The organism is Donghicola sp., from assembly GCF_025210255.1.
Classification (GTDB): domain Bacteria; phylum Pseudomonadota; class Alphaproteobacteria; order Rhodobacterales; family Rhodobacteraceae; genus Donghicola; species Donghicola eburneus.
Genome location: NZ_JAOARZ010000009.1, coordinates 70,209 through 93,675, shown reverse-complemented (window position 1 = coordinate 93,675; position 23,467 = coordinate 70,209). Strand labels below are relative to the sequence as shown.

Sequence of the window (23,467 nt, the reverse complement as noted above, 5' to 3'; positions counted from 1 at the left end):
GAAGATCGGAATTCTTCAAGTTTATTGATTTATTGCCACCAAGTATCCCACCCCTGCGGCCACGATCAAGCCAGCGATGACCGCGAGCGTGATCTTCCATGCAGAATACGGCCGTTCACCCTGCACGCGGCCTGTCCGCCCGTTCACGACAAAACGGTAGGTTTTGTCGCGATATTTGTAGGCCGCAACCCAGACAGGCAGAAGGACGTGCTTGAAAGTCACGCCGCTGACCTGCGTGTCCATATTGCTGATCCGCTGACGGTCGCCGCCAATGTCGAACTTCACGTCGCGCTCGATCACGCGGGACATCTTGATGCGCGCAGTCTCGAACCCTTCGTCGAGGGCGACGGTGTAACCTTCGGCACGGAAACCGGCGAGGAATTCGGGGGAATAGGGTTCCAGCGCGGACAAGTCCCATGGCTCCAGCGCATCAGTGTATTTCTGCGGCAAGGATTTCGAGGCTAGAACCAGCACGTCATCGAACCAGCGCGCTACGCGGCCAGAGACGGGCGTCCAGCGGACCTTTTGAACCGTGCGGGTCTCGGATTTGCCATTCACCATTACGCGACGCGTTTCATGGTAAACGGTGCCCCGAGCGCCGGTGTATCGGGTCTTGGTATCCGCGTCGTAGGTGAAGTAGGGCACATAGACGCCCTGCATCTTGCGGCCCTTGCGAGCATACTTTTGCAGGCCATTCGGGGCGAACCATAGGCTGCCGAGCCAGTCATTCATCGCCACCCGTGCCCCGTTTTCATCGACCCCGAAGGGCAGAATGCCGCGCGGTTTGATGTGGCGGTGTTCGCCGGTGTCGGTGACCACTGGGGTCGCGCAGAACGGGCATTCCTTGGCGTGGGTTACGCCGTCGAACTCGACTTGAGCGCCGCAATTCGGGCAGTTCAGCACCCGTGTCGTCTCGGTTTCTGCCTCGGGCAGTTGGTGGTTCAGGGCGGCGTTGAAATCCAGTTCGGCGATCGCGGGCGCCGCGGGGCGGTCCACCATCGGCGCTGTGTTGCCGCAGTGATCGCAGACCAGCATGCCCTTTTCAGGAGAGAAACGAAAGTCCGCGCCGCACTGATCACAGGGAAAGCGGTGCTCTTGGCGGTCGGGAGTCTGGGGCGCCATATGTGGGGAACCTGAATGTCTTGGGTCGTTCTGAAAAGAAACCCCGCCCGCGCCGGATGGCAGGGGCAGGGGAGGGTCGGATCAGCCCGCAGGCGGCGGCGGAGGGGGCGGCGGCATAACGGTAAAAAGCTGTGCCAGCTCCATCACATCCTCGGCCCGTTTCCAGCCGTCCTGACCGGGGGTCCAAACGTAGGTGTCGCGTGTCAGTTGCCCTTCGGTTGCCATGCGGCCCATGCGCGCCTTGGAATAGGGGCCAGAGGTCGCGCCGTTCTCGGCGATGTGCCAGACATGCTCGACCGGCGGTGGGGGCGGTGCAATGGGCGCGGCTTGCGGGGCAGGCGCAGGCGATTGCATCGCGCCCCAAGGGCCCATCTGGTGCCCCATGGAGATGCCCATGCCTGCGCCCATGCCAGTTGCCATAGCCGCGCCTGCGGCAGAACCAGAGGCATTCATCGCTTCGGCTGCACGCCACTTCATATGATCGTCCAGATTGCCTGCAATGCCGCGTGAGGTACGGGCGTCCAGCGCCTTTTCGACCTCGGGCGGAAGGGAAATGTTCTCGACGTAGAACTCGGGCATCTCTAGCCCGTACTCGGCCAGTGTGGGCGAGACTTGCGCTGCGATCACCTTGCCCAGATCATCAGTGTTTGCCGCCATATCCAGTAGGGGAATGCCGCTCGCAGCCAAAGCCTGCGAGGCACGGGTCACGATGATGTTGCGGATCTGGAAGCTGATCTCGTCGCTGGTGAACTCGCCGTCGGTTCCGACGATTTCGGTCATGAAGCGCGCGGGATCTATAATGCGGATCGCATAGGTGCCAAAGGCCCGCAGGCGCACGGGACCAAATTCCGGATCACGCAGCATGATCGGGTTTTTGGTGCCCCATTTGAAGTCTGTGAACCGCGTGGTCGAGACATAGTAAATCTCGGACTTGAAGGGCGAGCGGAAGCCATGATCCCAGTGCTGCAGGGTGGTCATGATCGGCATATTGTTCGTTTCCAGCATATAAAGGCCGGGGGTGAACACGTCTGCCAATTGGCCCTCGTGGATGAACACGGCGGTTTGCCCTTCTCGGACAGTTAGCTTGGCGCCGTATTTGATGGCGTGCCCTTCGCGTTCAAAGCGCCACACCATCGTATCGCGGGTGTCATCCGTCCAATGGATGACATCGATAAATTCACCCTTGAGAAAATCGAAAATCCCCATAATGCGAGGTCCTTCTGATAAGTATTATCCCAGCAACTCAGCCGCGATTTGTCGAACAATCGGGACGGCTTGTTTTTTGGTCATGCCCGGCTGCAGTCTGCGATCATACAGGATGCGGAGCAAGAGTTCGTCGTGTCGCGTGAGGAGTGCAAACTCCTCGTCGTCATTAAAAATCGAAGGTCGCGCGGTCGGGCTGTCATTGGGCAGACCCAGGGCCTGTGCCATTTCCTCGTGCAGGCAGGACATCTTGAGCAGCTGCGGATGCTCGGCGCGGATCATGGCCATAGCCTTGGCAAAGCGCGGGCTGCCGTTCTGGTCGCGGAAGGTAACCGCCACGCACAGCTGGTTGCGCGGTGTGTATTTGAAAACATTCATCGCTGCCGTGTCGATTTCCGGAATGGCGCGTTTCAGGCTCTCGCCAAAGGGCATCCGGTCATCTTCGCCCATGAACATCACGTAGTAATTCGCGTTCTCGCGCGTGGTCATGCGGATGTCGTGGCCCGTCACGCGGGCCAAGCGGTTGGTGTAGGATGTGACCGACGCCATCATGCGTTTGCGTTCTGCCGGCGGGACGGACGCACCAAAGACGGTAAAGACGCGAACAGGCTTTTCCCAGCGGCGCAGGACACTGTCTCTGCTCTTATGCATGCGACCGGAGCCGCCGTGGATGTACTCGTTCTTGAGCGCGATCTCGACGAAATCTTTGGTCAACTGGTCAACCGTTAGCGGGATGTCTCGCCCCAGATCTTGACGCAGCTTGCCCGAGGTGAGCAGCTGGTCCTGCATACGGCTGTAATACGTGCCCACGGATTTGCTTTTGTAGCTGGCAGGCACGTATTCGGGGTTTGGATCGGGCAACAGCGCTCTGGCTTCGTCACTGACCGGATTGGCGGCGCGGGGCACCGCAACTGTCGGCGAAAGCGGGTCGGGTGCACATCCCGCCAGAAGAATTCCGGCGAGGCTCGCAGCGGTCAGCAGACGGAGACAGTTGAGGTATTGTAACAAAACAGAGTGCCTTTCGGTCGTTAACTCGGGGGTACAGAGGTGCCTGCAGTATCACCAAGGCCGGTCTTCTTGGCCTTGGCTGCCGCGAGCGTATCGCGCAGTTCGGTTTCCATCGCCTTGAGGTCGGCTTCGGCAGCCGCGCGCTTGGCTTTGCCCTCGTCGGCGATCTGCAGGCTTTCTTGTATCGTCGCGATAAGGTCCGCGTTGGCGGTCTTGATTGCTTCGATGTCAAAGACCCCGCGTTCCATTTCCTGACGAACCTTGCGGTTGGTTTCGCGCAGGTTGGCGGCGTTGGCGGTCAGAAGTTCGTTGGTCAGATCATTCGCCCCACGGATCGCATCCGCCGCTTCGGCGCTGCGCTGAATCGTGACGGCCTGCGCCAGCTGGGTCTCCCAGAGCGGCACGGTGTTCACGAGGGTCGAGTTGATCTTGGTGACCAGCGATTTGTCATTCTCCTGCACAAGACGGATCGAGGGCAGGGATTGCATAGTGACCTGCCGCGTGAGCTTTAGATCATGCACACGGCGTTCCAAATCGTCACGGGCGGCGCGCAAATCGCGTAATTCCTGCGCTTTGATCACCTGATCATTCTCGGCAGCGGCCTGAACCTCGGCTTCTTTGGCAGGGATGGTCTGGCTGTCCATCTCGGCGATCTTGGCCTCACCCGCTGCGATATAGAGCGCAAGCTCGTCGTAGAATTCCAGCGTCTTGGTATATAGCAGGTCGAGCGACTTGATGTCTTTCATCAGCTTGTGCTCGTGGCCCAACAGGTTGTCGGTGATCTTGTCGATCTGCTCTTGCACGGTTTCGTAGCGGGCAGCGAATTTGGCGGCGGGCGCGGCGCGTCCTAGCAGTTTTTCCCACCAGCTGCGGTCGCGGCGGATGTCCAGCTCGCTGATCGAGAAGCCGCGAATGGTGGTCACGATATCACGCAGACTGTCACCGGCAGGGCCGACATCCTTGTTGCGTACACCGTCCAGCATCTGTTGCGAAATTTCCTGCAATTCGGCCTGCGCGGCTGAACCGAACGTGACGATCGAGTTGGAATCGCTCATGTCCAGTTCGGCCATCCGGCGGGTGATTCCAGCAGAAGCAGGGGCGTCGGCAGTTTCCAAGGGCACAATCTCTTCGGTTGGGGGCGGCAGAATGGCCGCATTCAATTGTTCAACCTCTTTAAGGTCTTGAGCCGCTTGGACGTAGGCTTTTTGCGAAGTCGGAGTGGTGGTCATGGGTCAGTCCTCTGAAATGAACTCTGAACAAAATTACTCAGTATGACGAATGCCCTCTCGGGCGAGGCGGTCGCGAAGCACGCCGATCTCGACATCCAGATCGGCTTTGTCATTGACCATGAGTTTGCGGGTGCGGTCGGCGAAATTCTGTTGCAGGTCATCCAGCAGCGACAGGTAGTCGGCGCGGGCCTCTTGGGACGGCGCTCGTTCGGCCAGATCAGCGTATTTGACCGTCGCATCGCGGGCCCCCAGCAAATACACGCTCAGGTATTTGCGGACAGAGGTCAGGTCGCGGGGATCAGCCTCGACCGTGCGGAACAGATCGCGGGCAGTGTCGGCAAAACCGTTGACGCGAAGTTCTATCTGGCGGTCACGGGTCTGACGCGCGGCTTCGGACATGGCGGCCAAGTGCGCCTCGGCCTCTTCGACGGCGCGGGCCACGCGGTCGGTCTGGAAGGTGTCGACGCCCTCGGCTGATTTGTCCTTTAGCGGGTCGATACCAAACGCCAGTACGTGCAGCACCAGTCCGACAACTGCGTAGAGCACTGGTTCGATTACGCTACCTGAACCGGAGAAGGTACCGAGCGCGAGTCCCACGCCGATCAAAGCTGCTGCGAACATCTTGCGCGGAATTGCTGGACGGCGGGCAATACGTCGGGCGTTGTAGGCTTCTTCGGCGATCAGACCTTCGCGGGTCAACCACGCGGCCAGTAGAAGCGCGCCCATCGCGGCCAATTTAAAGGTCATCTCGACGGGACCAGAGCCAAAGACGGCCCCGATCATCGGCAGAGGTGCGATGAACAGCAGGTTTGCCCGCCCGCCTGCGCGCTTACGCTTGGGCGACTTCATGGGTTTCGACGCGCTGGTCTGGCTGCCATCAGGGCTGAATTCGCCACCATATCGCTGAGCCATCATACACCCCCCGAGATTGCGACGCGCAGGATCAGGATGAACAACAGAATAAACGCAATTTTCTGCAAGGTCGTGCCGGACACCCTCTACCTCTTTAGCTGAATTGATGGCTGGTTCCCGCGCGGTCTGTGAGCGGCGTCCGGCGCGATCGCGCGGACGGGACAGGGCAGGGCGGAGCTGGTGTCTTTGTGTCTCACACCCACTAAGGTAGGAAACAAACCGGCGGATTTCACCCCAAACCTAGGGAAAACCCGCCTAATCCGAGGGCAACTGGCGGTAACCCGCTGGTCCGGACGCGCGATGCGCACCCGATCTCTGACGCCGATCTGAGCGGCTGCCAGCATTGCGATACCTCTGCCTCACTAGAACACCTGCTAGGTGCATAGCCCAGCTTGGGCTCAAAAGATATGAAGGACTTGTGAAAAGTCAGGGTTTGCGGCGTGGCACACGAGGCGGGCGTCGTTTCGCAGCAGGCTTGCCCGGTTTTGCAGGGGTTTCCTCGGTCTCTGGTGCCGGACCTAGGCCAAGTTGATCACGCAGGATTCGCGGACGCACTTCTTCGACCTCGCCTTCCTTGAGCTGACCCAGCTGGAAGGGACCATAACTGACGCGCAGCAGACGGTTCACGTTCAGGCCGATCTCTTGCATGGCGCGGCGAATTTCGCGGTTCTTGCCCTCGCGCAGGCCGACTGTCAGCCACGCATTCGCGCCCTGCTGGCGGTCAAGGTTCACGATCATTGGCTGGAAGATTTCGCCATCCGCTTCGATGCCTTTGCGCAGCGGCTCCAGCGTTTCGTCGGTGGGGCGTCCATTCACGCGCACGCGATATTTGCGCAACCAACCGGTCGAGGGCAGTTCCAGCTTGCGCTTCAATTCGCCGTCGTTGGTCAGCAGTAGGAGGCCCTCGGAATTCAAGTCGAGGCGGCCGACAGACATCACCCGTGGCAGATATTCGGGCAGATTTTCGTAGATGGTGGGGCGGCCCTGTTCGTCCTTGTGCGTCGTCACGAGGCCCGTAGGCTTGTGATAGAGCCACAGGCGCATCGGTTCCGCAGCGGCCAAGGGTTGGCCGTCTACAGTGATGCGGTCACGCGCAGTGACGTTCAAGGCGGGGCTGTCGATGACCTTGCCATTCACCGCGACAACGCCGGCTGTGATCAGCTTCTCGGCTTCGCGGCGCGATGCAACACCGGCGCGTGCCAGAACTTTGGCGATGCGGTCGCCCTCGGGGGTGCCAGCTTGGGGCTTGGCCTGCGGCTTAGGGGCGGGCTTGGCCTTGGGGCGCGATTTGAACGAGCCTTTGGGGGCGGGCTTGCCGGACCGGGGACGGTTTTGCGGTGTTTTCTGGGTCATTGGGCGCGTCTAGCGAAACTCTGTGGATTGCGAAAGGGGGAACGCTACAGATAAGCCTAACCCATGACGTTCCGTTCGCATATGCAAATCGCCCTGACCGAAGCCGAGGCCGCGGCCGCCCGAGGAGAAATCCCCGTGGGGGCTGTGTTGTTGCGGGACGGCGAGGTCGTCGCGCAGGCTGGGAACAGGACGCGCGAGCTGAACGACCCCACCGCCCATGCGGAAATACTTGTGATCCGTGAGGCTTGCCGCGTTTTAGGGCAGGAGCGCCTGACGGGTTGTGATCTGTATGTGACACTGGAGCCGTGCCCCATGTGCGCGGCGGCTATTTCCAACGCGCGGATCGGGCGGCTTTATTATGGGGCCTCGGACCCCAAGTCGGGCGGTGTGGGGCAGGGGCCGCGTATCTTCAGTCATCCCCAGTGCCACCATGCGCCCGATGTTTATGACGGAATCGACGAGGCGCGATCTGCGGCCCTGTTGGCCGATTTCTTTGCGAAGTTGCGAGAATGAGCGCCTATGGCGCACAGGTTTGTTCGGGCTGACGCCCGGTGCCTCCGGCTGGGGTATTTTGGCCAAGATGAAGGATTGGGCGCGTTTCGTGGCGGGTGCGGGTGGTCTGATGCTTGCGGGCGCGGGCTTTGGGCGGTAAAGCCCGAGGGAAATACGAGACACACGGAGATGGCCCATGTCGATCGACACTGGCACTGCCGCAAAAGTGGCGAAACTGGCCCGGATCAAGGTCGAGGACGACCAGCTTCCTGCGCTGGCCGAAGAGTTCAACCGCATTCTGGGCTTTATCGAACAGCTTGGTGAGGTGGATGTTGAGGGCGTAGAGCCCATGACCTCGGTTACGCCGCAGCGTTTGAAGCGCCGCGAGGACGTGGTCACCGATGGCAGTTACCAGGACAAGGTCCTGTCGAATGCCCCCGACGCCCGCGAGGGCTTCTTTGCCGTGCCGAAAGTGGTGGAGTGATCCGATGAACGAGCTGAATAAACTGACGCTGGCCGAAGCGCGTGATGCGCTGCGCAAGGGTGATGTGACGTCGGTCGAATTGACCGAAGCGTGCTTGACTGCGATTGATGGGGCTGATGCGCTGAATGCCTTTGTCAACAAGACTCCTGAGTTGGCGCTGGAGCGCGCGAAGGCTGCGGACGACCGGATCAAGGCTGGCGATGCGCCTGCCATGTGCGGCCTGCCCATCGGTATGAAGGATCTGTACTGCACCAAGGGTGTGGCGAGCCAAGCGGCGAGCGGCATTTTGGAGGGCTTTGTTCCCGAGTATGAGTCGACCGTCAGCCAAAAGCTGCAGGACGCCGGCGCTGTCATGCTGGGGAAACTGAACATGGACGAGTTCGCCATGGGCAGCTCGAACGAGACCTCGGTCTATGGCGACTCGGTTAACCCTTGGAAGATTGACGACCGCAAGCTGACCCCCGGCGGGTCTTCGGGGGGGTCGGCGGCGGCTGTTGCGGCAGACTTGTGTCTGGCGGCAACAGGCACCGACACCGGTGGTTCCATCCGTCAGCCTGCTGCCTTCACCGGCACTGTAGGCATCAAGCCGACCTATGGCCGTTGCTCGCGTTGGGGCATCATCGCTTATGCAAGCTCGCTCGATCAGGCGGGTCCGATGACCAAAACCGTGCGTGACGCGGCGATCATGCTTGAGGCGATGGCCGGTCACGACATGAAGGATTCGACCAGCGCAGACCTGCCGGTTCCGAACTTCGAAGCCATGCTGACCGGTGATATCCGCGGCAAGGTCATCGGTATTCCCAAAGAGTACCGCCCCGAAGGGATGTCCGAAGAGATTGCCAAGCTGTGGGACGAAGGCGCGGAGATGCTGAAAGCTGCCGGTGCCGAAATCCGCGAGATCAGCCTGCCGCACACCAAGTACGCGCTGCCTGCCTATTATGTGATCGCGCCTGCAGAGGCCTCGTCGAACCTCGCCCGCTACGATGGTGTCCGCTACGGCCACCGCGCAAAGCTGTCGGCTGGCGATGGCATCAACGAGATGTACGAGAAAACCCGTGCCGAAGGGTTCGGTGACGAGGTGAAGCGCCGCATCATGGTTGGCACCTACGTGCTGTCCGCAGGCTTCTACGACGCGTATTATAACAAGGCGCGCAAAGTACGCACCCTGATCAAGCGTGACTTCGAAGACGCGTTTGCCGCTGATGTGGATGCAATTCTGGCGCCCGCAACGCCGACCTCGGCCTTTGGTCTTGGTGAGATGAAGAGCGCGGACCCCGTCGAGATGTACCTGAACGACGTGTTCACCGTGACGCTGAACCTTGCTGGTCTGCCCGGCGTCGCAGTGCCCACGGGTCTTGACTCCAAAGGTCTGCCGCTGGGTCTTCAGCTGATCGGCCGCCCGTTCGAGGAAGGTGATCTGTTGAATACCGCTTACGCGCTGGAACAGGCTGCAGGCTTTGTTTCCAAACCGTCGAAGTGGTGGTAAGTGCTGAAATGGCACAACTTTGAGGTGAGATGATGCTTCGACACACGGGATTGGTTCTGTTGGCTCTGGCTGGGTTGTCCGCATGTGGGCCAACCGTACCTGACAGCGCAGCGGGAATCACATCGAACAGCTATCGTTCAGCGCGTGAAGCGCAGCTGAACGGCGGCATCCCGTCGGCACCCGTAGTTTCGCAAGAGACCTTGGGCAATGTGGGCACACTGACCCCAGGCCAGCCGCCCCGTGCACGCACGCTGGCCGAGGTGAAAGCCGCGTCCGAAGAGGCGATCAACACCGCGAACCTTGCTGCATCCAACAGCGGGGCTGTGCCGTTACAGGCCAGCCCGTCCAACCCTGCACCTGAATTGGCGACAACGGCCAATGGGATCTCGTCCGAGAATGATTTCTCGGCAGTCAGCAACGAGCGGAGCATCGAGGACGACAAAGAGCTGATTGAGCGCAACCGCAGCCTCTATACCGTCATTCAGCCCGAGGCTCTGCCTTCGCGTCCCGATGGCAGTGTGAATGTGGTGTCCTATGCCTTGGCCACCAACAACCGTGTGGGGCAGCCGCTGTATCAGCGCAGTTCGTTCCGAGCAGAGGCTAAGTATGCGCGCGCTTGTGCGGATTATGCGTCTGCGGATTTGGCTCAGGCGGCGTTCCTCGCCAAAGGCGGGCCTGAAAAGGACCGCTTGGGTGTAGATCCCGATGGGGATGGATTTGCTTGCACATGGGATCCGCAACCCTTCCGCAACGCGGTGCGTTGAGCCGGTCCCCCAATCACGGCCCCCGCAAAGGGGATGTGCGGCCCGACATGATCGTGCTGCACTACACGGTGATGGACTTGGATGGCTCTCTCAACCGTCTGTGCGATCCTGAATTCGAGGTTTCGGCCCATTACGCCCTCTGTCCAACAGGGGGCGTTTTTCCGTTGGTGGATGAGGATCGCCGGGCATGGCACGCGGGGCTGTCCCATTGGGATGGCGTGGCGGATGTGAATTCGCGGTCTATCGGAATCGAGATCGTGAATGATGGAGAGAGCCCGTTTTCCGTGCCGCAGATGGATGCGCTTGTCACATTGCTGGACCAGATTCGCGGGCGCTGGGATATTCCTGATCATCGGATTGTCGGGCATTCGGACGTCGCGCCGGGGCGCAAGGTTGATCCGGGGCGCAGATTTGACTGGTTGGGCCTGTCGCGGCGCGGACACGGGGTGTGGCCGGACGCGGTGGGGCAGGGGGTCGACACCTGCTGGCACACGTTCCTGCAGGCGCTACGGGACTATGGCTACACCGCACAGGCAGAGCCCGAGGTCTTACTGGACGCCTTCCGTATGCACTTCCGCCCGTGGGCCCATGGGGTGCTGTCCGGCGCGGATGTGGCGGCCGCTGTAAACCTTGCCGACCGCTTTGCCGTTGACCGCGCGCCCGACACCCAATAAGGCCCCATGTGCGCGGAGGGCCGGATGGCCGCGGGCAGGTCTCTGTCCGAGGAAAGTCCGGACTCCACAAGACAAAGGTGCCGGGTAACGCCCGGCCGGGGTAACCCGAGGGAAAGCGCCACAGAGAACAGACCGCCCCGTTTATCGGGGTAAGGGTGAAACGGCGGTGTAAGAGACCACCGGGGGACTGGTAACAGGCCCCGCATGGCAAGCCCCACCTGGAGCAATGCCGAATAGGAGCCTCGCGCGGCATGTCCGCAGGGTCGTCTTGGCCCTGAGGTTCGGGTTGGCAGCTAGAGGCACGCAGGCAACTGCGCGCCAAGATGAATGGTCATCCAGAGCGTTTACGCTTGGACAGAATCCGGCTTATAGGCTCTCCGCGCAATTAACCTGCTTTTTCTGCTCGAATGGTGTTGACTCTTTGCCCGCCAACCGTAAAAGGCGGGGTTCAAGAGATTACACGCGGGTGGCCGCAAACACCGCCCGACCTAGCGAAAGACGAGAGTACCATGGCGAAGCCTACCACTATCAAAATCCGTCTGAACTCGACCGCTGGCACGGGCCACTTCTACGTGACCAAGAAGAACGCACGCACTATGACCGAAAAAATGGTCGTACGTAAGTACGATCCGGTGGTGCGCAAGCATGTCGAGTACAAAGAAGGCAAAATCAAGTAAGCCTTCTGGATCACCAGACAAAAGAGCCGCACCAGCAAACACTGGCGCGGCTCTTTTTATTTTTAAAGCATGGTCGCGCCGGAGATTTCTCAAAGAAATTTTCACCCGGCGAAATGGAGAGAGACCATGCCACCCTTACCTTTAATCTATACCATCAGGCCTGCCGAAATAGGTGATGCTGAGCGGGTGACCGCCCTGCTGCAACTGTCCTACCCGGTGCTCTTGGAACGCGACTATCCGTCCGAGCTGTTGCGGCGCGCGTTGCCGCGGATCAGTGTGGCCCGCCCCGAGCTCTTGCGCTCTGGCTCCTACTACGTGGCAGAGACGCCACAGAGGCAGATCGTCGCTGCAGGGGGGTGGAGTTGGTCAAGCCCGCTCAGCGCCTCTACGCCCGCTGGAATGGGGCACATCCGTCATGTTGTGACCTCGCCCGATTTTGTCCGTAGGGGCGTTGCACGGGCCATTCTGGACCGCGCTATGGATCATGCCGCGGAAGAGGGCGTCAGGCGGCTGGAATGCCTGAGCACCCGCACCGCTGTCCCGTTCTACGAGGCTCTAGGCTTCAAGACCTTGGCCGAGATTGAACTCTCGCTAGGACTGGACGTCCGTTTTCCCTCTGTACACATGACCACGCTTCTATGACCCAGACCCGACGCAATAAAAAAGGGCCGGTCTTTGCGACCGGCCCTATCTGTTTCTAAGCTGCCGCAGTGATTATTCGCGGTTGCCCATGAACTGCAGCAGGAACATGAACAGGTTCACGAAGTCGAGGTAGAGCTGCAGCGCGCCCATGATTGCCGACTTACCTAGCCATTCCTGATCGCCCGAGTGAGCCATCTGCAGGTAGGTGTTTTTAATGTTCTGGGTGTCATACGCAGTCAGACCCGCAAAGATCAGAACACCAAGGACCGAGATCGCGAACTGAAGTGCGCTCGATGCAATGAAGATGTTCACCAGCGACGCGACGACCAGACCGATCACACCCATCATAAGGAAGGTGCCGAAGCCCGACAGGTCTTTCTTTGTGGTGTAGCCATACAGGGATAGACCCGCGAACGAGATCGCCGTCACGAGGAAGGTCTGGATGATGGACACGCCGGTAAAGACCATGAAGATCCAGCTGAGCGACAGACCCATTGCGGCCGCGTAGACGTAGAAGAACACCTGAGCAGCCGCAGCCGACATTTTGTTCAGCATCGCGCTGAACGCGAAAACCATGACCAGCGGAAGGAACATGATCACCCACTTCAGGGGCGAGTTGTACAGCGCTTGGCCCAGACCAGTCAGAACGGTGTTGCCGGTGGCCGGATCGACAGTTGTCGCAAGGCCAGAGATCGCCCAAGAGGCTGCTGCAGTGATGAGCATGCCCACGGACATCGTGCCGTAAACCTTGTTCATGTGGGCGCGCAGGCCCTCGTCGATACGAACCGCACCGGCGCTAGTGCCAGCGTGCGTCGTGCGGAATTCAGCCATTTCGATCCTCCAAAAATCCGAAGCTGTTGGGTGCACAAACAAAAACGCACACCCGTTACCTGTGAATATCGGCAGGGATGTGCGTGATTTCAAGTACACTTGTTCGGGTTTTTGGAGGATCCTCTGTCAATTAGACCCGCCAATGTGCAGGGACGTCCCAAGGGGCGCGGTCAGCTTCGGATTTTGCTTCGGTCTGGGTCAGGCCGATATCCTGAAGAAGCCGGTCATCCAGCTGGGAAAGCGCGTGCCGCTGGCGCGAGATCGCAGCGTAGTTGGCAAAGGCGCTAAAGAGGGAAGAGAACCGGAAAGGTCTGCTTGCGATCGCAAGTCTGCCGAGTTGAGTAGCCATGTCATTCACCATTATTTGATTGATTGCGCGCGTTGCATCAACGCGCTTGATGTATGTGGCATTTTCTGGTTCATTTTGGAAATGAATGAATGTGACGTATTTCATCAGGAGTTGTGATATGGCCAGAAATCTGGATCTGACTGCGCTGCGGTCTTTTGTGGCGGTGGCAGATGCAGGCGGGGTGACACGTGCTGCGGGGTTCCTGAACCTGACCCAGTCGGCCGTTTCTATGCAACTGAAACGTCTAGAAGAATCGCTTGCGACGAATCTTTTGGACCGAACGGCGCGCCAAATCGCGCTGACCCCTGCGGGCGAGAAACTGTTGGGGTATGCGCGCCGGATGCTGGAGCTGAACGACGAGGTTTGGTCGCGCCTGACCGATGATGTTTACGAAGGTGAAATTGTTTTGGGGGTGCCCCACGACATCGTCTACCCAGCGATTCCGCGCGTTCTCCAGCAGTTCAACTCCGAATTCCCGCGCATGCGAGTGCAGCTGATCTCGCTGTATACCAAGGGGCTCAAGGTCGCTTACAGCCGCGGTGAATGCGACATCATCCTGACCACCGAAGATGGCGTGTCGGATGGCGGTGAAACTCTGAAAACCTTGCCGCTGCTCTGGATCGGGGCACCGGGGGGATCAGCTTGGCGCCAGCGGCCCTTGCGTCTGGCGTTCGGTCGGCACTGTATCTTCCGCGCCGGTGTGATCCGACGCGTCGAAGAGGCAGGCATCCCGTGGGAATTGGCCGTGGAGTCCGAGATGGATCGCGCGATCGAGGCGACGGTGAGCGCCGACCTCGCCTTGAACGCCATGCTCGAAGGCACCGAGCCGCCTCATTTGGAGCGGGTGCAGCACAAGGGCGCGCTGCCAGAACTGCCGTCAAAGAAGATCAACATGTATCTGTCCGACGCGATCAAGGGTGAGGCCGGCCTGCGGATGGCCGACCTGCTGCGACAGGCCTACGACCAGATGTAATCAGATCGTAATGACGACTTTGCCGGTGGACTTGCGGGCCTTCAGCATCTCGAGCCCATCGGCGACCTGGTTCAGCGGAAACGTCTCGCTGACGTGGGGCTTGATCTTGCCTTCGCTGTACCATGCAAACAGCTGCGCCATGCTGTCGGTAAGAGCCTTGGCGTTGAATTTCAGATAACCGCCCCAGTACATGCCGATCACGGTCAGGTTTTTGACCAACATGTGGTTTGCGGGAATGGGCGGCACGTCCCCGCTGGCAAAGCCGATGGCCAGCAGGCGCCCGTCTGGGTTCGTCGCGCGGAAGGCCGCTGTGAATTGCTCTCCGCCGACGGGATCATACACCACATCTGCGCCACCCAAGGACTTCACGACGTCGCGGATGTCTTCTTTGGTGGCGTCGATTACGTGGTCTGCGCCATAGGCTTTGGCGATCTCCAGCTTCTCGGGGCCGCGGGCGCAGGCGATGACCTTGGCTCCCATGACTTTGCCGATCTCGACGGCGGTTAACCCAACGCCGCCCGCTGCGCCCAACACAAGCAGCGTCTCGTTCGGCTGTAGACGTGCTTTGTAATCGAGAGCTAAGTGTGAGGTCCCGTAAGCAATTTGGAAGCCCGCTGCATCGACCTCTGACATGTTGTCGGGCAGGGGGATTGCCCTTTCGGCAGGAAAGCATCCGTACTCTGCCAGACCACCTTGCCCCGCAAATAGGGCGACCCGCGTCCCGATCGCAGGCTCTGAAACGCCTGGTCCATGTGCGTCAACGATGCCTGCGACCTCCATCCCCAAGGTAAAGGGTGCCTGCGGTGTGTCCTGATATTTGCCTTTGATCATCAGAAGATCGGCAAAATTGAGACCACAGGCCGTAATCCTAAGGCGTATTTCGCCTTCTGCGGGATCACCTTTTGGTAGATTGACCAGTTGCGGGGCTTCCCCAGAAGTATAAATATGATAGGCTTTCACGCGAATGTTCCTCCGTTTGAAGGTAGAACACGGTCTGCCTTTGCGTGTGTCAATGGGACATAGGGCTCTTATTATCCTTAGGAATACCCCTATCGATCATAAGGCTAGCTTGGTTTTTCCGCATAGGTTTAGTTACATATTGTCTTACATGGGTTAAGCAGGGCTTGAAGTCGCTCTGGTTGTGTGGCCTTAAGTCGCCGGTATCGCTGATGGGGGTGTGAGTGTCGGCGGATTTTGGGGAAAGATACGAAACAAATTACAGCTCGCGCAAAGATTGACGACGGGCTGACCATAATGGAGCTAAAAATGACGCACCCTGTGGATGTCCACGTTGGCCGTCGTATTCGTCACCGCCGATGGATGATCGGCATGACGCAACAACAACTGGCAGAGCGGGTTGGAATTAAATTCCAGCAAATCCAGAAATACGAAACAGGAGCTAACAGGGTTAGCGCATCTCGCTTATGGGATATCGCCACCACTCTTGAAGTTCCGGTGAGCTTTTTCTTCGAGGGCCTCGAAGGACAAGACGCACCTGCCGCAGACAAAGCCCCCGCACTGCCTGCTGATATCTTGGGCGACAAAGAAGCTCTGGACCTGATCCGCTCCTATTATGCGATTCCGGAAAACCAGCGCCGCCGTCTCTTTGATCTCGCACGTGTTCTGAGCGACGTGGCTTGATTTGAAACGCCCTACGGGGTAGCGCCCTTTGAAACCACTCACCAAAGGGCTGCCCCATGTCGCGTTTCACATCCGAGACCCAAACCACTCTGATTGATGTGGCTTCTGAAATGGCCGACGCTGCCCGCGCGGCCATTTTGCCGTTTTTCCGCAATCCAGACCTGATGGCGGACAACAAGGAAGAAGATGGCTTTGACCCCGTGACCGAAGCCGACCGCGCTGCCGAAGCTGCGATGCGCAATGTGCTAGAGCGCCGGCGCCCGCAAGACGGCATCTTTGGCGAGGAAATGGGCAAGCAAGAGGGCGAGAGCGGGCTGACTTGGGTCCTAGATCCCATCGACGGCACGCGCGGTTTTCTCAGCGGCACACCGACATGGGGCGTCTTGATTGCGCTGTCTGATGAAAACGGCCCGATCATGGGCGTCGTGGATCAGCCCTACATTCAGGAACGCTTCTTTGGCGGGTTCAACCAAGCTTGGTGTGATGGGCCCCATGGTCGCCGCAGCCTTCGGGTTCGAGGTCCGCGCCCTTTGAACGAATCGATCCTCTTTACGACATTCCCCGAGGTGGGCACGCAGGACGAGCGCCGCGCCTTCCACTACTTGGGCGATCGCATGCAATTGGTGCGCTATGGTATGGATTGCTACGCGTATGCTTTGCTCGCGGCGGGCCAAATCGATTTGGTGGTCGAGGCGGGGCTGAACCCCTACGATATCCAAGGGCCTCAAGCTGTTGTCCAAGCGGCGGGTGGGATCGTCACCGATTGGCACGGAGGGCCGGCCCACAATGGTGGTCGTGTCATCGCCGCCGCGTCCGAGGCGCACCACGCCGAAGCGATGCGTTTTCTGGAAGAAGGTCTTGCGAACATCTGATTTGCGGGCTTAGAGATGTGAGAGCGGTGTATCCTTTGTCCTTCTCTGGCGCCGCGCATCTCTGATTGTGATCTGAGAGGGACATGGCTGACCAGAAGGGGAAATGCCGTGTCCGACATTCTCATTCGCAATATAGATACTCTCATCACCATGGACGACGACCGTCGCGAGTTGACCGGCGTGGATCTGCGCCTCTCTGGCGGCGTAGTAGCCGAGATCGGGCAGGGGCTCGAGTCTGGCATGGCGGAAACGGTTGATGCGCGCGGCTGCGTTGTCACGCCGGGCCTCGTAAACACGCACCATCATCTGTACCAATCGATGACACGCGCCGTACCCGGGGCGCAGGACGCGTTGCTCTTTGGCTGGTTGCAGAAACTCTATCCAATCTGGGCTGCAATGGGACCCGAAGAGATGTTTGTCTCTGCCCAAGTTGGGCTGGCAGAGTTGGCACTGTCGGGCTGTACGCTCAGCTCGGACCACTTGTATCTCTACCCCAATGGCGCAAGGTTGGATGACACTATCGCTGCTGCACGCGAAATCGGGCTGCGGTTCCATCCGACCCGTGGGGCCATGAGCATCGGCGAAAGCGATGGCGGCCTTCCACCTGACAGTCTGGTCGAGCGGGAGGCGGACATCTTGAACGACTGCATCCGTGTCATTGATGCCCACCATGACGCATCCGTAGGGGCAATGGTCCGTGTGGGTATTGCGCCGTGTTCGCCGTTTTCCGTCAGCCGCGATCTGATGCGGGATGCGGCGCTTTTGGCGCGCGACAAGGGTGTGATGCTGCACACCCACTTGGCCGAGAACGAAGAAGACATCGCTTATAGTCTGGCAAAATTTGGGTGCCGTCCTGGCCAATACGCTGAGGAGCTGGGCTGGACCGGTCCCGATGTGTGGCATGCACACTGTGTGAAGTTGGACGGTGCTGAGATTGATCTGTTCGCCCGCACTCGGACAGGGGTCGCACATTGCCCCTGTTCGAACTGCCGCCTTGGGTCGGGCATCGCACCCGTCCGAGCGATGCGGGATGCGGGCGTTCCCGTTGGCCTTGGCGTGGACGGGTCGGCCAGCAATGACGCTGGCAACCTCATCGCCGAGGCGCGGCAGTCCATGCTCTTGCAGCGGGTGCAGAACGGAGCGGACGCCATGAGCCCACGCGAAGCGCTAGAGATTGCAACGCGGGGCGGCGCCGATGTTCTGGGACGTCCCGAGTGCGGCCGTGTGGCGGTCGGCAAACGTGCAGACATCGCCATCTGGGATACGCGCGGGATCGAAAGTGCCGGCAGTTGGGATCCTGCGGCCTTGCTCTTGGCGGGCCCGTCCCGCGTGCGCGATCTATTCGTCGAAGGTCGTCAGGTTGTGTCAGACGGGCAGCTATCCACAGTCGACTTGGGGCAACTTGTGGAAAAACAAAACCGCCTTGCGAAGCGGTTGGCCGAACGCACCTAAAAGGTTAATAAATCGTTAACGCCTGTGGATAACTCTGTGTGGGAAATTCGCCGCAATGGCGATTTCCCTTACCTTCATTCGCCTGTGACCGGATGACCGTTGACCCACACGGATTTGATAGCGCGATCGTCGCCCATCATAATTGTTGGGAAGAGTGTTTCCCAAATGTCTTTCGCACGGGCGTGGCGTTGCGCGATTGCAGGGGTGGAGGCCAGATCCAGAACGGTGATGTCAGCCTCGCTGCCGATGGCTAACGTGCCGATGCGATCCTCGGCCTTCAGGGCGCGCGCCGAGCCTTCGGTGGCAAGCCACAAGAGTTGCGCTGGGTGCAGCGCAGTGCCCGCCAGCTGACCGATTTCGTAGGCGGCTGCCATCGTCCGCAGCATTGAGAAGCTAGACCCTCCGCCAGTGTCTGTCGCCAGCCCGACGCGAATGCCCCGCGACGCCATCTTGGCGGCCTCGAAGACCCCGGACCCGATAAAGGTATTAGACGTTGGGCAGTGTACGACCGCTGCGCCCACTTCGGCCAGACGATCCATCTCGCGCGGCTCCATGTGGATCACATGACCATAAAGCGCGCGTTCCCCGAGTAGGCCAAACTGCTCATAGGTCTCTAGGTAGTCTTTTGCGTTCGGGAACAATGACTTGACCCATTCAATCTCGTCGGTCTGCTCACTAAGGTGCGTTTGCATCAGGCAGTTCGGATGCTCTGCCCACAGAGCGCCAAGCGCCTCGAGTTGTTCCGGAGTCGAGGTGGGTGAAAACCGCGGAGTGATGACGTATTCGGCGCGGCCCTTGCCATGCCATTTGCCGATCAATTCTTTGCTCTGATCATAGGCGGTTTGCGGTGTGTCGCGCAGGCCATCGGGCGCATTGCGATCCATACAGGTTTTGCCTGCAAAAACACGCATTCCACGCGCTGCAGCTGACTCAAAGAAAGCATCCACACTGCACGGATGAATGGTGCAGTAGCTGACCTGCGTGGTGGTTCCATGTGCGAGCGCCAAGTCCAGCGTCAGGTCTGCACGGGCACGTGCCTCGGCAGGATCGGCAAGGGTCACTTCCTCGGGAAAGGTGTAGGTATTCAGCCAGTCAATCAGACGCTTGCCCCAACTCGCGATCATTCTCGTCTGGGGATAATGCATGTGGGCATCTACGAAACCGGGCAGGATTAGTCCTTCTCCACAGTCCACGACGTCTGCCTGTGGATAACTTTTTCGGAGGTCATCTGCATCCCCGCGGTCTGCGACTTTTCCACCGTCAATCAGAATGCCGCCGCGCCGATGATAGCGTGCTGCATCAGCCACGTTTTGCATGGCATCGCCTTCAAACCACAGGGTTTGGCCGATCATCAGCGTTTGATTGGACATGAACGTCGCCTCCTACTTAGCGGATCAGACCATAAGTGGCGTCGCGGCAAAGGAAAAGGTGGCTTCCCTCTGTCCCTTTTTATAGTGGCTCGCTAAGGTGCCCACAAATCAGAATGGAGGGCGACATGTTGGATGACAAAGACGAGTCCGAAGTACATGACGTTCTGGACAACGAGGATGAGGCGATCCTCGACGGCAAGCGCGTGGCAGCCATTCGGCTGGCGCTGGCGGCTGGCGATTCTGAACGTGTCTCAGCCTTGCTCGAGCCGCTGCACGCAGCGGATATTGCCGACTTCCTAGAGCAGATCGATGGCGGAGAGCGGCGCGAAATTCTGCTGCTGGCCCCTGCCTTGTTCGACGGTGAGGTACTGTCCGAACTGGACGAGGCGATCCGCGAAGATGTGATCGAGTTTCTGCCGCGCCAGTACCTCAAGGATGCGGTCCGGGATCTGGAATCCGATGACGTTGTTGACCTGATCGAAGATCTGGAAGGCGAACAGCAGAGCGTGATCCTGCAGGCGCTGGATGGCGCTGATCGTGCCGCAGTCGAGCAGTCTCTAGGCTACCCCGAGTATTCTGCCGGCCGTTTGATGCAGCGCGAGGTCGTGTCTGCGCCCGAACATTGGACCGTCGGGCAGGCGATTGATTTTCTGCGTGCCTCCGAAGAGTTGCCAGAACAGTTCTACCATGTGACGCTCGTGGACCCGCGCATGCGGCCTGTCGGGAACGTGACCCTTGGGCGTCTCATGGGCAGCCCCCGCGCGATTTATCTGAGCGACATCCAAGAAGACACCTTTCGGACGATCCCCGCGACCACCGCGCAGGGAGACGTCGCCTACGCCTTCAACCAGTACCACCTGATCTCAGCGCCGGTCGTAGATGATGATGGGCGGCTGGTCGGGATGATCACCATCGATGACGCGATGATCGTTCTGGACGAAGAGCACGAAGAAGACATCCTGCTGCTGGCGGGTGTCAGCGACGGCAGCCTGTCCGACCGCGTGATCGAGACGACCAAGCAGCGCCTACCGTGGTTGGCGGTGAACCTGCTGACGGCGATCCTTGCCAGCCTCGTGATTGCCCAATTCGAGGACGCGATTGCAACCGTGGTTGCCTTGGCTGTTTTAATGCCGATCGTTGCATCTATGGGCGGTAACGCAGGCACGCAGTCGCTGACTGTGGCTGTGCGCGCGCTCGCGACCAAAGACCTGACTGGCTCTAACGTCTGGCGGGTCATCCGTCGCGAGAGTTTCGTGGGCTTGATCAATGGGGTCGCTTTCGCGGTGATCATGGCGATTGTCGGAATTATCTGGTTCGGCAGTCCTGTGCTTGGCGGCGTGATCGCTGTCGCAATGGTGGTGAACCTCGTCGTTGCGGCGCTCGCTGGGACGGTCATCCCGATTATCATGGAGCGTGTCGGCGTCGATCCCGCTCTGGCGTCCGGCACGTTCGTGACCACCGTGACTGATGTGGTTGGCTTCTTCGCCTTCCTCGGTCTCGCCAGCGCTGTGATGCTATGACCGACCTGACCGCTATTAAGGCAGAGGCCCGCAAGGCTGCCTTTGCCCGCCGCAAAGAGGCGCACGCCAACCATCGCCCCGGACGGGCAGGGGAGCTGTCTTCGTTCCTCGCCGGGCATCGCGGCGTGCCGATTGCAGGCTACATGCCCATCCGGACCGAGATTGATCCGCTGCCTGCGATGGCAGAGGCTGCGGCCTACGGCCCCGTGGGCGTTCCGGTGATCGAGGCTGAGGGCAAGCCTTTGCAGTTCCGCGCGTGGGAGCCGGATTGCGCGATGACAGATGGCCCGTTTGGGGCCAGAGTCCCTGCTGCAGGTGACTGGATCATTCCGCAGATCGTCATCGTCCCGCTGGTGGCCTTCGACCGCAGGGGCGGGCGTCTGGGCTATGGTGGCGGGTTCTACGACCGGACTTTGGAACTGCTACGCGCCGCGGGGCCTGTGCTCGCTGTTGGCTTTGCCTATGCTGCCCAAGAGGCGGAGGATCTGCCGCTAGAGCCGACGGATCAACCGCTCGATATGATCATCACGGAACAGGGCGTGGTCAGCCTGTGATCAGGACTTGGTTGCCGCTGCGGGCGGCGTGATTTTGCGCTTTATCATTGCCTCGCGCCACGTGATGTAGCTGACCGACGCGATGATCACCCCACCGCCCAAAACGGTGAAGGGGTCGATACCCTCTCCGAACACAAGCGCCCCGAGCGCAACTGCCCACACCAATTGCAGGAATGTTGCGGGCTGGGTGACCGCGACCGGCGCCTCTTTGAACGCGAGCGTCATGGTGTAATGCGCGCCGGTCGCGAGCCCCGCAACCGCCAGCAACAATCCAAGCTGGGGTAGGGTCGGGTTCACCCAATGGGTCACCGCCATCGGCATCAGACCAATGGTGACTGCGATAGAAAGCCATGCCACCACATGCGCCGAATTCATCTGCGTGCTCAGCTGCTTGGCGATCAAGTAGCTCGTGGCCAGCCCAAGCGATGTCCCGAGCATCGCAATGTGACCGGGATCCAGTTCTCGAAACCCGGGCCGCAAAATGACAACCGCGCCAAGCAGTGCAATCCCCACCGCGATCAATCTGCGCAGTGCGAGCCGTTCCCCCAGAAACAGGCTCGCGCCCAAGGTCACGTAAATTGGATTCAGGTAATTCAGCGCAGTGACATCCGCCAAAGGAATGCGCACCATCGCATAGAACCAAAGAGACACGCCGATGGTGTGCGCGACGCCGCGCGCTGCGATCAACCGCACTTGTCGGCCGGTGGGCAAAGCTCGCATCAGCGAAGGCACCAAGGGGATAAAGAATACCAGCCCCAAAGCGAACCGCAGAAACGCGCTTTGATAGACCGGGATCGCCGTCCCCAGTGATTTTACCAGAGCCGTCATTCCGACGAACTGGAAACCGGTCAGAACCATCCAGAAAATGCCCCGACCGGGGCGATGTGCACGTGTGTCTTCCATTGCGCTATCACACCCGAAATCCGTGCGTGCGCAAGCCCCTAGAAACGCAGCCCCATCCCTGCAGCAGAAAACACCACTGCTTCTTTTTGCCTTAAATACTCAAAAGGGCGCGCCGGTTTGACCGGTCGCGCCCTTGATGCTTTGCAGAAATGACAGCAGATCAGAGCTGCGCCATCACCTCGTCGCTGGCTTCGAAGTTGGTAGTGACGCGCTGAACGTCATCATCATCTTCGAGCGCGTCAATCAGCTTCATCAGCTTCTGCATGCCTTCCAGATCCAGCTCGGATGTGGTGGTCGGCTTCCAGATCAGCTTCGTGGATTCCGACTCGCCAAGGTCCGCTTCCAGTGCGTTCGACACTTCGGCCAGATCGGTGTCCGCAGTGTAAATGGTGTGACCATCTTCGGACGACTCGACGTCTTCGGCGCCCGCTTCGATCGCGGCCATCATGACGTCGTCAGCATCGCCGACCGACGCGGGGTACGTGATCTCGCCCTTGCGTTCGAACATAAAGCCGACAGAGCCGGTTTCACCCAAGTTACCGCCGTTTTTGCTAAACGTCGAACGCACGGTCGACGCGGTGCGGTTACGGTTGTCAGTCATCGCTTCGACGATCACGGCCACGCCGTTGGGGCCGTATCCCTCGTAGCGGATTTCTTCGTAATCATCGCCTTCGCCAGCCTGCGATTTTTTGATGGCGCGGTCGATCACGTCCTTAGGGACAGAGTTCGACTTGGCTTCCTTGACGGCCAAACGGAGGCGCGGGTTCTTGTCCGGATCGGGGTCACCCATCTTTGCAGCGACGGTGATCTCTTTCGCGAGTTTCGAAAACAGTTTGGAGCGAGCCGCGTCCTGACGACCTTTGCGGTGCTGGATGTTAGCCCATTTAGAGTGGCCGGCCATGGGTGCCTCCGATTACCTAATTCTCAGCTTTGTGCCTCTATAAGGTAGGCACACG

At 59.7% G+C, this 23,467-nt stretch carries 25 protein-coding genes and 1 other RNA gene; 14 read left to right on the top strand and 12 right to left on the bottom strand.

Annotated features, from left to right (window positions below; translation table 11 throughout):
- Positions 1-21 precede the first annotated feature (21 nt).
- The 6 genes from N4A58_RS02285 to N4A58_RS02260 form a co-directional block, all read right to left on the bottom strand.
- On the bottom strand, positions 22-1,122 hold the full coding sequence (locus N4A58_RS02285; protein ID WP_293707432.1) for a TFIIB-type zinc finger domain-containing protein: 1,101 nt from the start codon (positions 1,120-1,122) through the stop codon (positions 22-24).
- An 81-nt stretch (positions 1,123-1,203) separates the two neighbouring features.
- Complete coding sequence (locus tag N4A58_RS02280) at positions 1,204-2,328, bottom strand: SPFH domain-containing protein (RefSeq protein WP_293707431.1); 1,125 nt, start codon at positions 2,326-2,328, stop codon at positions 1,204-1,206.
- Positions 2,329-2,352: 24 nt separating this feature from the next.
- Positions 2,353-3,333 carry a DUF2927 domain-containing protein gene (locus N4A58_RS02275; protein ID WP_293707430.1) on the bottom strand — a complete coding sequence of 327 codons (981 nt, stop codon included), beginning with the start codon at positions 3,331-3,333 and terminating at the stop codon, positions 2,353-2,355.
- Between the two features lie 20 nt (positions 3,334-3,353).
- Positions 3,354-4,562, bottom strand: a complete 1,209-nt coding sequence (locus N4A58_RS02270) for a toxic anion resistance protein (protein WP_293707429.1) — start codon at positions 4,560-4,562, stop codon at positions 3,354-3,356.
- Positions 4,563-4,595: 33 nt separating this feature from the next.
- Positions 4,596-5,474, bottom strand: coding sequence for a 5-bromo-4-chloroindolyl phosphate hydrolysis family protein (locus tag N4A58_RS02265; protein WP_293707428.1), 879 nt, complete (start codon positions 5,472-5,474; stop codon positions 4,596-4,598).
- A 426-nt stretch (positions 5,475-5,900) separates the two neighbouring features.
- Entirely contained in the window at positions 5,901-6,827 is a 927-nt protein-coding gene (locus tag N4A58_RS02260; RefSeq protein WP_293707427.1) for a pseudouridine synthase, read from the bottom strand.
- A 63-nt stretch (positions 6,828-6,890) separates the two neighbouring features.
- Between N4A58_RS02260 and N4A58_RS02255 the strand changes: the two genes are divergently transcribed.
- The 8 genes from N4A58_RS02255 to N4A58_RS02220 all read left to right on the top strand — a co-directional run bounded on the left by N4A58_RS02255 (position 6,891) and on the right by N4A58_RS02220 (position 12,046).
- Positions 6,891-7,340, top strand: coding sequence for a nucleoside deaminase (locus N4A58_RS02255; protein WP_293707426.1), 450 nt, complete (start codon positions 6,891-6,893; stop codon positions 7,338-7,340).
- 175 nt (positions 7,341-7,515) lie between these two features.
- Positions 7,516-7,803, top strand: coding sequence for an Asp-tRNA(Asn)/Glu-tRNA(Gln) amidotransferase subunit GatC (gene gatC, locus N4A58_RS02250; RefSeq protein WP_072707451.1), 288 nt, complete (start codon positions 7,516-7,518; stop codon positions 7,801-7,803).
- Positions 7,804-7,807: 4 nt separating this feature from the next.
- Positions 7,808-9,289: an Asp-tRNA(Asn)/Glu-tRNA(Gln) amidotransferase subunit GatA gene (gene gatA / locus N4A58_RS02245; RefSeq protein WP_293707425.1), complete on the top strand. Its 1,482-nt coding sequence runs from the start codon at positions 7,808-7,810 to the stop codon at positions 9,287-9,289.
- Between the two features lie 29 nt (positions 9,290-9,318).
- Entirely contained in the window at positions 9,319-10,053 is a 735-nt protein-coding gene (locus N4A58_RS02240; protein WP_293707424.1) for a hypothetical protein, read from the top strand.
- Complete coding sequence (locus tag N4A58_RS02235; protein WP_293707423.1) at positions 10,017-10,727, top strand: N-acetylmuramoyl-L-alanine amidase; 711 nt, start codon at positions 10,017-10,019, stop codon at positions 10,725-10,727. Before N4A58_RS02240 ends, N4A58_RS02235 begins: the two co-directional genes overlap by 37 nt.
- Before the next feature lie 12 nt (positions 10,728-10,739).
- An RNA gene (gene rnpB, locus N4A58_RS02230) (RNase P RNA component class A) lies at positions 10,740-11,112 on the top strand.
- Between the two features lie 124 nt (positions 11,113-11,236).
- Positions 11,237-11,404, top strand: coding sequence for a 50S ribosomal protein L33 (gene rpmG / locus N4A58_RS02225; protein WP_007814563.1), 168 nt, complete (start codon positions 11,237-11,239; stop codon positions 11,402-11,404).
- Positions 11,405-11,530: 126 nt separating this feature from the next.
- A complete protein-coding gene (locus N4A58_RS02220) occupies positions 11,531-12,046 on the top strand; it encodes a GNAT family N-acetyltransferase (RefSeq protein WP_293707422.1) in 516 nt (171 codons plus the stop codon).
- A gap of 72 nt (positions 12,047-12,118) precedes the next feature.
- On the opposite strand, the gene N4A58_RS02215 is transcribed toward N4A58_RS02220, so the two are convergent.
- The gene (locus N4A58_RS02215) at positions 12,119-12,877 is read right to left on the bottom strand and encodes a Bax inhibitor-1/YccA family protein (RefSeq protein WP_072707441.1); all 759 of its coding nucleotides are present in this window, start codon (positions 12,875-12,877) and stop codon (positions 12,119-12,121) included.
- A gap of 130 nt (positions 12,878-13,007) precedes the next feature.
- Positions 13,008-13,226, bottom strand: a complete 219-nt coding sequence (locus N4A58_RS02210) for a DUF1127 domain-containing protein (RefSeq protein WP_293707421.1) — start codon at positions 13,224-13,226, stop codon at positions 13,008-13,010.
- A gap of 118 nt (positions 13,227-13,344) precedes the next feature.
- Between N4A58_RS02210 and N4A58_RS02205 the strand changes: the two genes are divergently transcribed.
- Positions 13,345-14,199 carry a LysR family transcriptional regulator gene (locus tag N4A58_RS02205; protein WP_072707440.1) on the top strand — a complete coding sequence of 285 codons (855 nt, stop codon included), beginning with the start codon at positions 13,345-13,347 and terminating at the stop codon, positions 14,197-14,199.
- On the opposite strand, the gene N4A58_RS02200 is transcribed toward N4A58_RS02205, so the two are convergent.
- Positions 14,200-15,159: an NADPH:quinone oxidoreductase family protein gene (locus N4A58_RS02200; protein WP_293707420.1), complete on the bottom strand. Its 960-nt coding sequence runs from the start codon at positions 15,157-15,159 to the stop codon at positions 14,200-14,202. It lies immediately after the preceding gene.
- Positions 15,160-15,465: 306 nt separating this feature from the next.
- Here N4A58_RS02200 and N4A58_RS02195 point away from each other — a divergent pair, with 306 nt between their 5' ends.
- From N4A58_RS02195 to N4A58_RS02185, 3 genes are all read left to right on the top strand, one after another.
- Positions 15,466-15,840 (top strand): helix-turn-helix transcriptional regulator, encoded by a 375-nt coding sequence (locus tag N4A58_RS02195; protein WP_072707520.1) that lies wholly within the window; start codon positions 15,466-15,468, stop codon positions 15,838-15,840.
- Positions 15,841-15,896: 56 nt separating this feature from the next.
- Complete coding sequence (gene hisN, locus N4A58_RS02190) at positions 15,897-16,712, top strand: histidinol-phosphatase (RefSeq protein WP_293707419.1); 816 nt, start codon at positions 15,897-15,899, stop codon at positions 16,710-16,712.
- Between the two features lie 108 nt (positions 16,713-16,820).
- Positions 16,821-18,164, top strand: a complete 1,344-nt coding sequence (locus tag N4A58_RS02185; protein WP_293707418.1) for an 8-oxoguanine deaminase — start codon at positions 16,821-16,823, stop codon at positions 18,162-18,164.
- Positions 18,165-18,238: 74 nt separating this feature from the next.
- Here the strand turns inward: N4A58_RS02185 and guaD are convergent, their stop codons facing one another.
- The gene (gene guaD / locus N4A58_RS02180; protein WP_293707417.1) at positions 18,239-19,534 is read right to left on the bottom strand and encodes a guanine deaminase; all 1,296 of its coding nucleotides are present in this window, start codon (positions 19,532-19,534) and stop codon (positions 18,239-18,241) included.
- Positions 19,535-19,659: 125 nt separating this feature from the next.
- Between guaD and mgtE the strand changes: the two genes are divergently transcribed.
- Together mgtE and N4A58_RS02170 are read left to right on the top strand one after the other, a co-directional pair.
- Positions 19,660-21,054, top strand: coding sequence for a magnesium transporter (gene mgtE, locus N4A58_RS02175; protein WP_293707416.1), 1,395 nt, complete (start codon positions 19,660-19,662; stop codon positions 21,052-21,054).
- Positions 21,051-21,608 (top strand): 5-formyltetrahydrofolate cyclo-ligase, encoded by a 558-nt coding sequence (locus N4A58_RS02170; protein ID WP_293707415.1) that lies wholly within the window; start codon positions 21,051-21,053, stop codon positions 21,606-21,608. The genes mgtE and N4A58_RS02170 overlap by 4 nt, the downstream gene beginning before the upstream one ends.
- Here N4A58_RS02170 and N4A58_RS02165 read toward each other — a convergent pair whose 3' ends face one another.
- A complete protein-coding gene (locus N4A58_RS02165; RefSeq protein ID WP_293707414.1) occupies positions 21,609-22,511 on the bottom strand; it encodes a DMT family transporter in 903 nt (300 codons plus the stop codon). It abuts the gene before it with no gap.
- A 160-nt stretch (positions 22,512-22,671) separates the two neighbouring features.
- The gene (locus N4A58_RS02160; RefSeq protein ID WP_072707427.1) at positions 22,672-23,412 is read right to left on the bottom strand and encodes a YebC/PmpR family DNA-binding transcriptional regulator; all 741 of its coding nucleotides are present in this window, start codon (positions 23,410-23,412) and stop codon (positions 22,672-22,674) included.
- Between the last annotated feature and the right edge of the window lie 55 nt (positions 23,413-23,467).

Excerpts from the sequence above, each read along its gene's own strand:
- N4A58_RS02160 (WP_072707427.1), bottom strand. The coding sequence starts at position 23,412 with ATGGCCGGCCACTCTAAATGGGCTAACATCCAGCACCGCAAAGGTCGT.
- rpmG (WP_007814563.1), top strand. The coding sequence starts at position 11,237 with ATGGCGAAGCCTACCACTATCAAAATCCGTCTGAACTCGACCGCTGGC.
- hisN (WP_293707419.1), top strand. The coding sequence starts at position 15,897 with ATGTCGCGTTTCACATCCGAGACCCAAACCACTCTGATTGATGTGGCT.
- N4A58_RS02170 (WP_293707415.1), top strand. The coding sequence starts at position 21,051 with ATGACCGACCTGACCGCTATTAAGGCAGAGGCCCGCAAGGCTGCCTTT.
- N4A58_RS02195 (WP_072707520.1), top strand. The coding sequence starts at position 15,466 with ATGACGCACCCTGTGGATGTCCACGTTGGCCGTCGTATTCGTCACCGC.
- N4A58_RS02210 (WP_293707421.1), bottom strand. The coding sequence starts at position 13,226 with ATGGCTACTCAACTCGGCAGACTTGCGATCGCAAGCAGACCTTTCCGG.
- N4A58_RS02255 (WP_293707426.1), top strand. The coding sequence starts at position 6,891 with ATGACGTTCCGTTCGCATATGCAAATCGCCCTGACCGAAGCCGAGGCC.
- N4A58_RS02280 (WP_293707431.1), bottom strand. The coding sequence starts at position 2,328 with ATGGGGATTTTCGATTTTCTCAAGGGTGAATTTATCGATGTCATCCAT.
- N4A58_RS02215 (WP_072707441.1), bottom strand. The coding sequence starts at position 12,877 with ATGGCTGAATTCCGCACGACGCACGCTGGCACTAGCGCCGGTGCGGTT.
- N4A58_RS02270 (WP_293707429.1), bottom strand. The coding sequence starts at position 4,562 with ATGACCACCACTCCGACTTCGCAAAAAGCCTACGTCCAAGCGGCTCAA.
- guaD (WP_293707417.1), bottom strand. The coding sequence starts at position 19,534 with ATGTCCAATCAAACGCTGATGATCGGCCAAACCCTGTGGTTTGAAGGC.
- gatA (WP_293707425.1), top strand. The coding sequence starts at position 7,808 with ATGAACGAGCTGAATAAACTGACGCTGGCCGAAGCGCGTGATGCGCTG.
- mgtE (WP_293707416.1), top strand. The coding sequence starts at position 19,660 with ATGTTGGATGACAAAGACGAGTCCGAAGTACATGACGTTCTGGACAAC.
- gatC (WP_072707451.1), top strand. The coding sequence starts at position 7,516 with ATGTCGATCGACACTGGCACTGCCGCAAAAGTGGCGAAACTGGCCCGG.
- N4A58_RS02220 (WP_293707422.1), top strand. The coding sequence starts at position 11,531 with ATGCCACCCTTACCTTTAATCTATACCATCAGGCCTGCCGAAATAGGT.
- N4A58_RS02235 (WP_293707423.1), top strand. The coding sequence starts at position 10,017 with ATGGGATCCGCAACCCTTCCGCAACGCGGTGCGTTGAGCCGGTCCCCC.
- N4A58_RS02285 (WP_293707432.1), bottom strand. The coding sequence starts at position 1,122 with ATGGCGCCCCAGACTCCCGACCGCCAAGAGCACCGCTTTCCCTGTGAT.
- N4A58_RS02165 (WP_293707414.1), bottom strand. The coding sequence starts at position 22,511 with ATGGAAGACACACGTGCACATCGCCCCGGTCGGGGCATTTTCTGGATG.
- N4A58_RS02260 (WP_293707427.1), bottom strand. The coding sequence starts at position 6,827 with ATGACCCAGAAAACACCGCAAAACCGTCCCCGGTCCGGCAAGCCCGCC.
- N4A58_RS02240 (WP_293707424.1), top strand. The coding sequence starts at position 9,319 with ATGATGCTTCGACACACGGGATTGGTTCTGTTGGCTCTGGCTGGGTTG.
- N4A58_RS02205 (WP_072707440.1), top strand. The coding sequence starts at position 13,345 with ATGGCCAGAAATCTGGATCTGACTGCGCTGCGGTCTTTTGTGGCGGTG.
- N4A58_RS02265 (WP_293707428.1), bottom strand. The coding sequence starts at position 5,474 with ATGGCTCAGCGATATGGTGGCGAATTCAGCCCTGATGGCAGCCAGACC.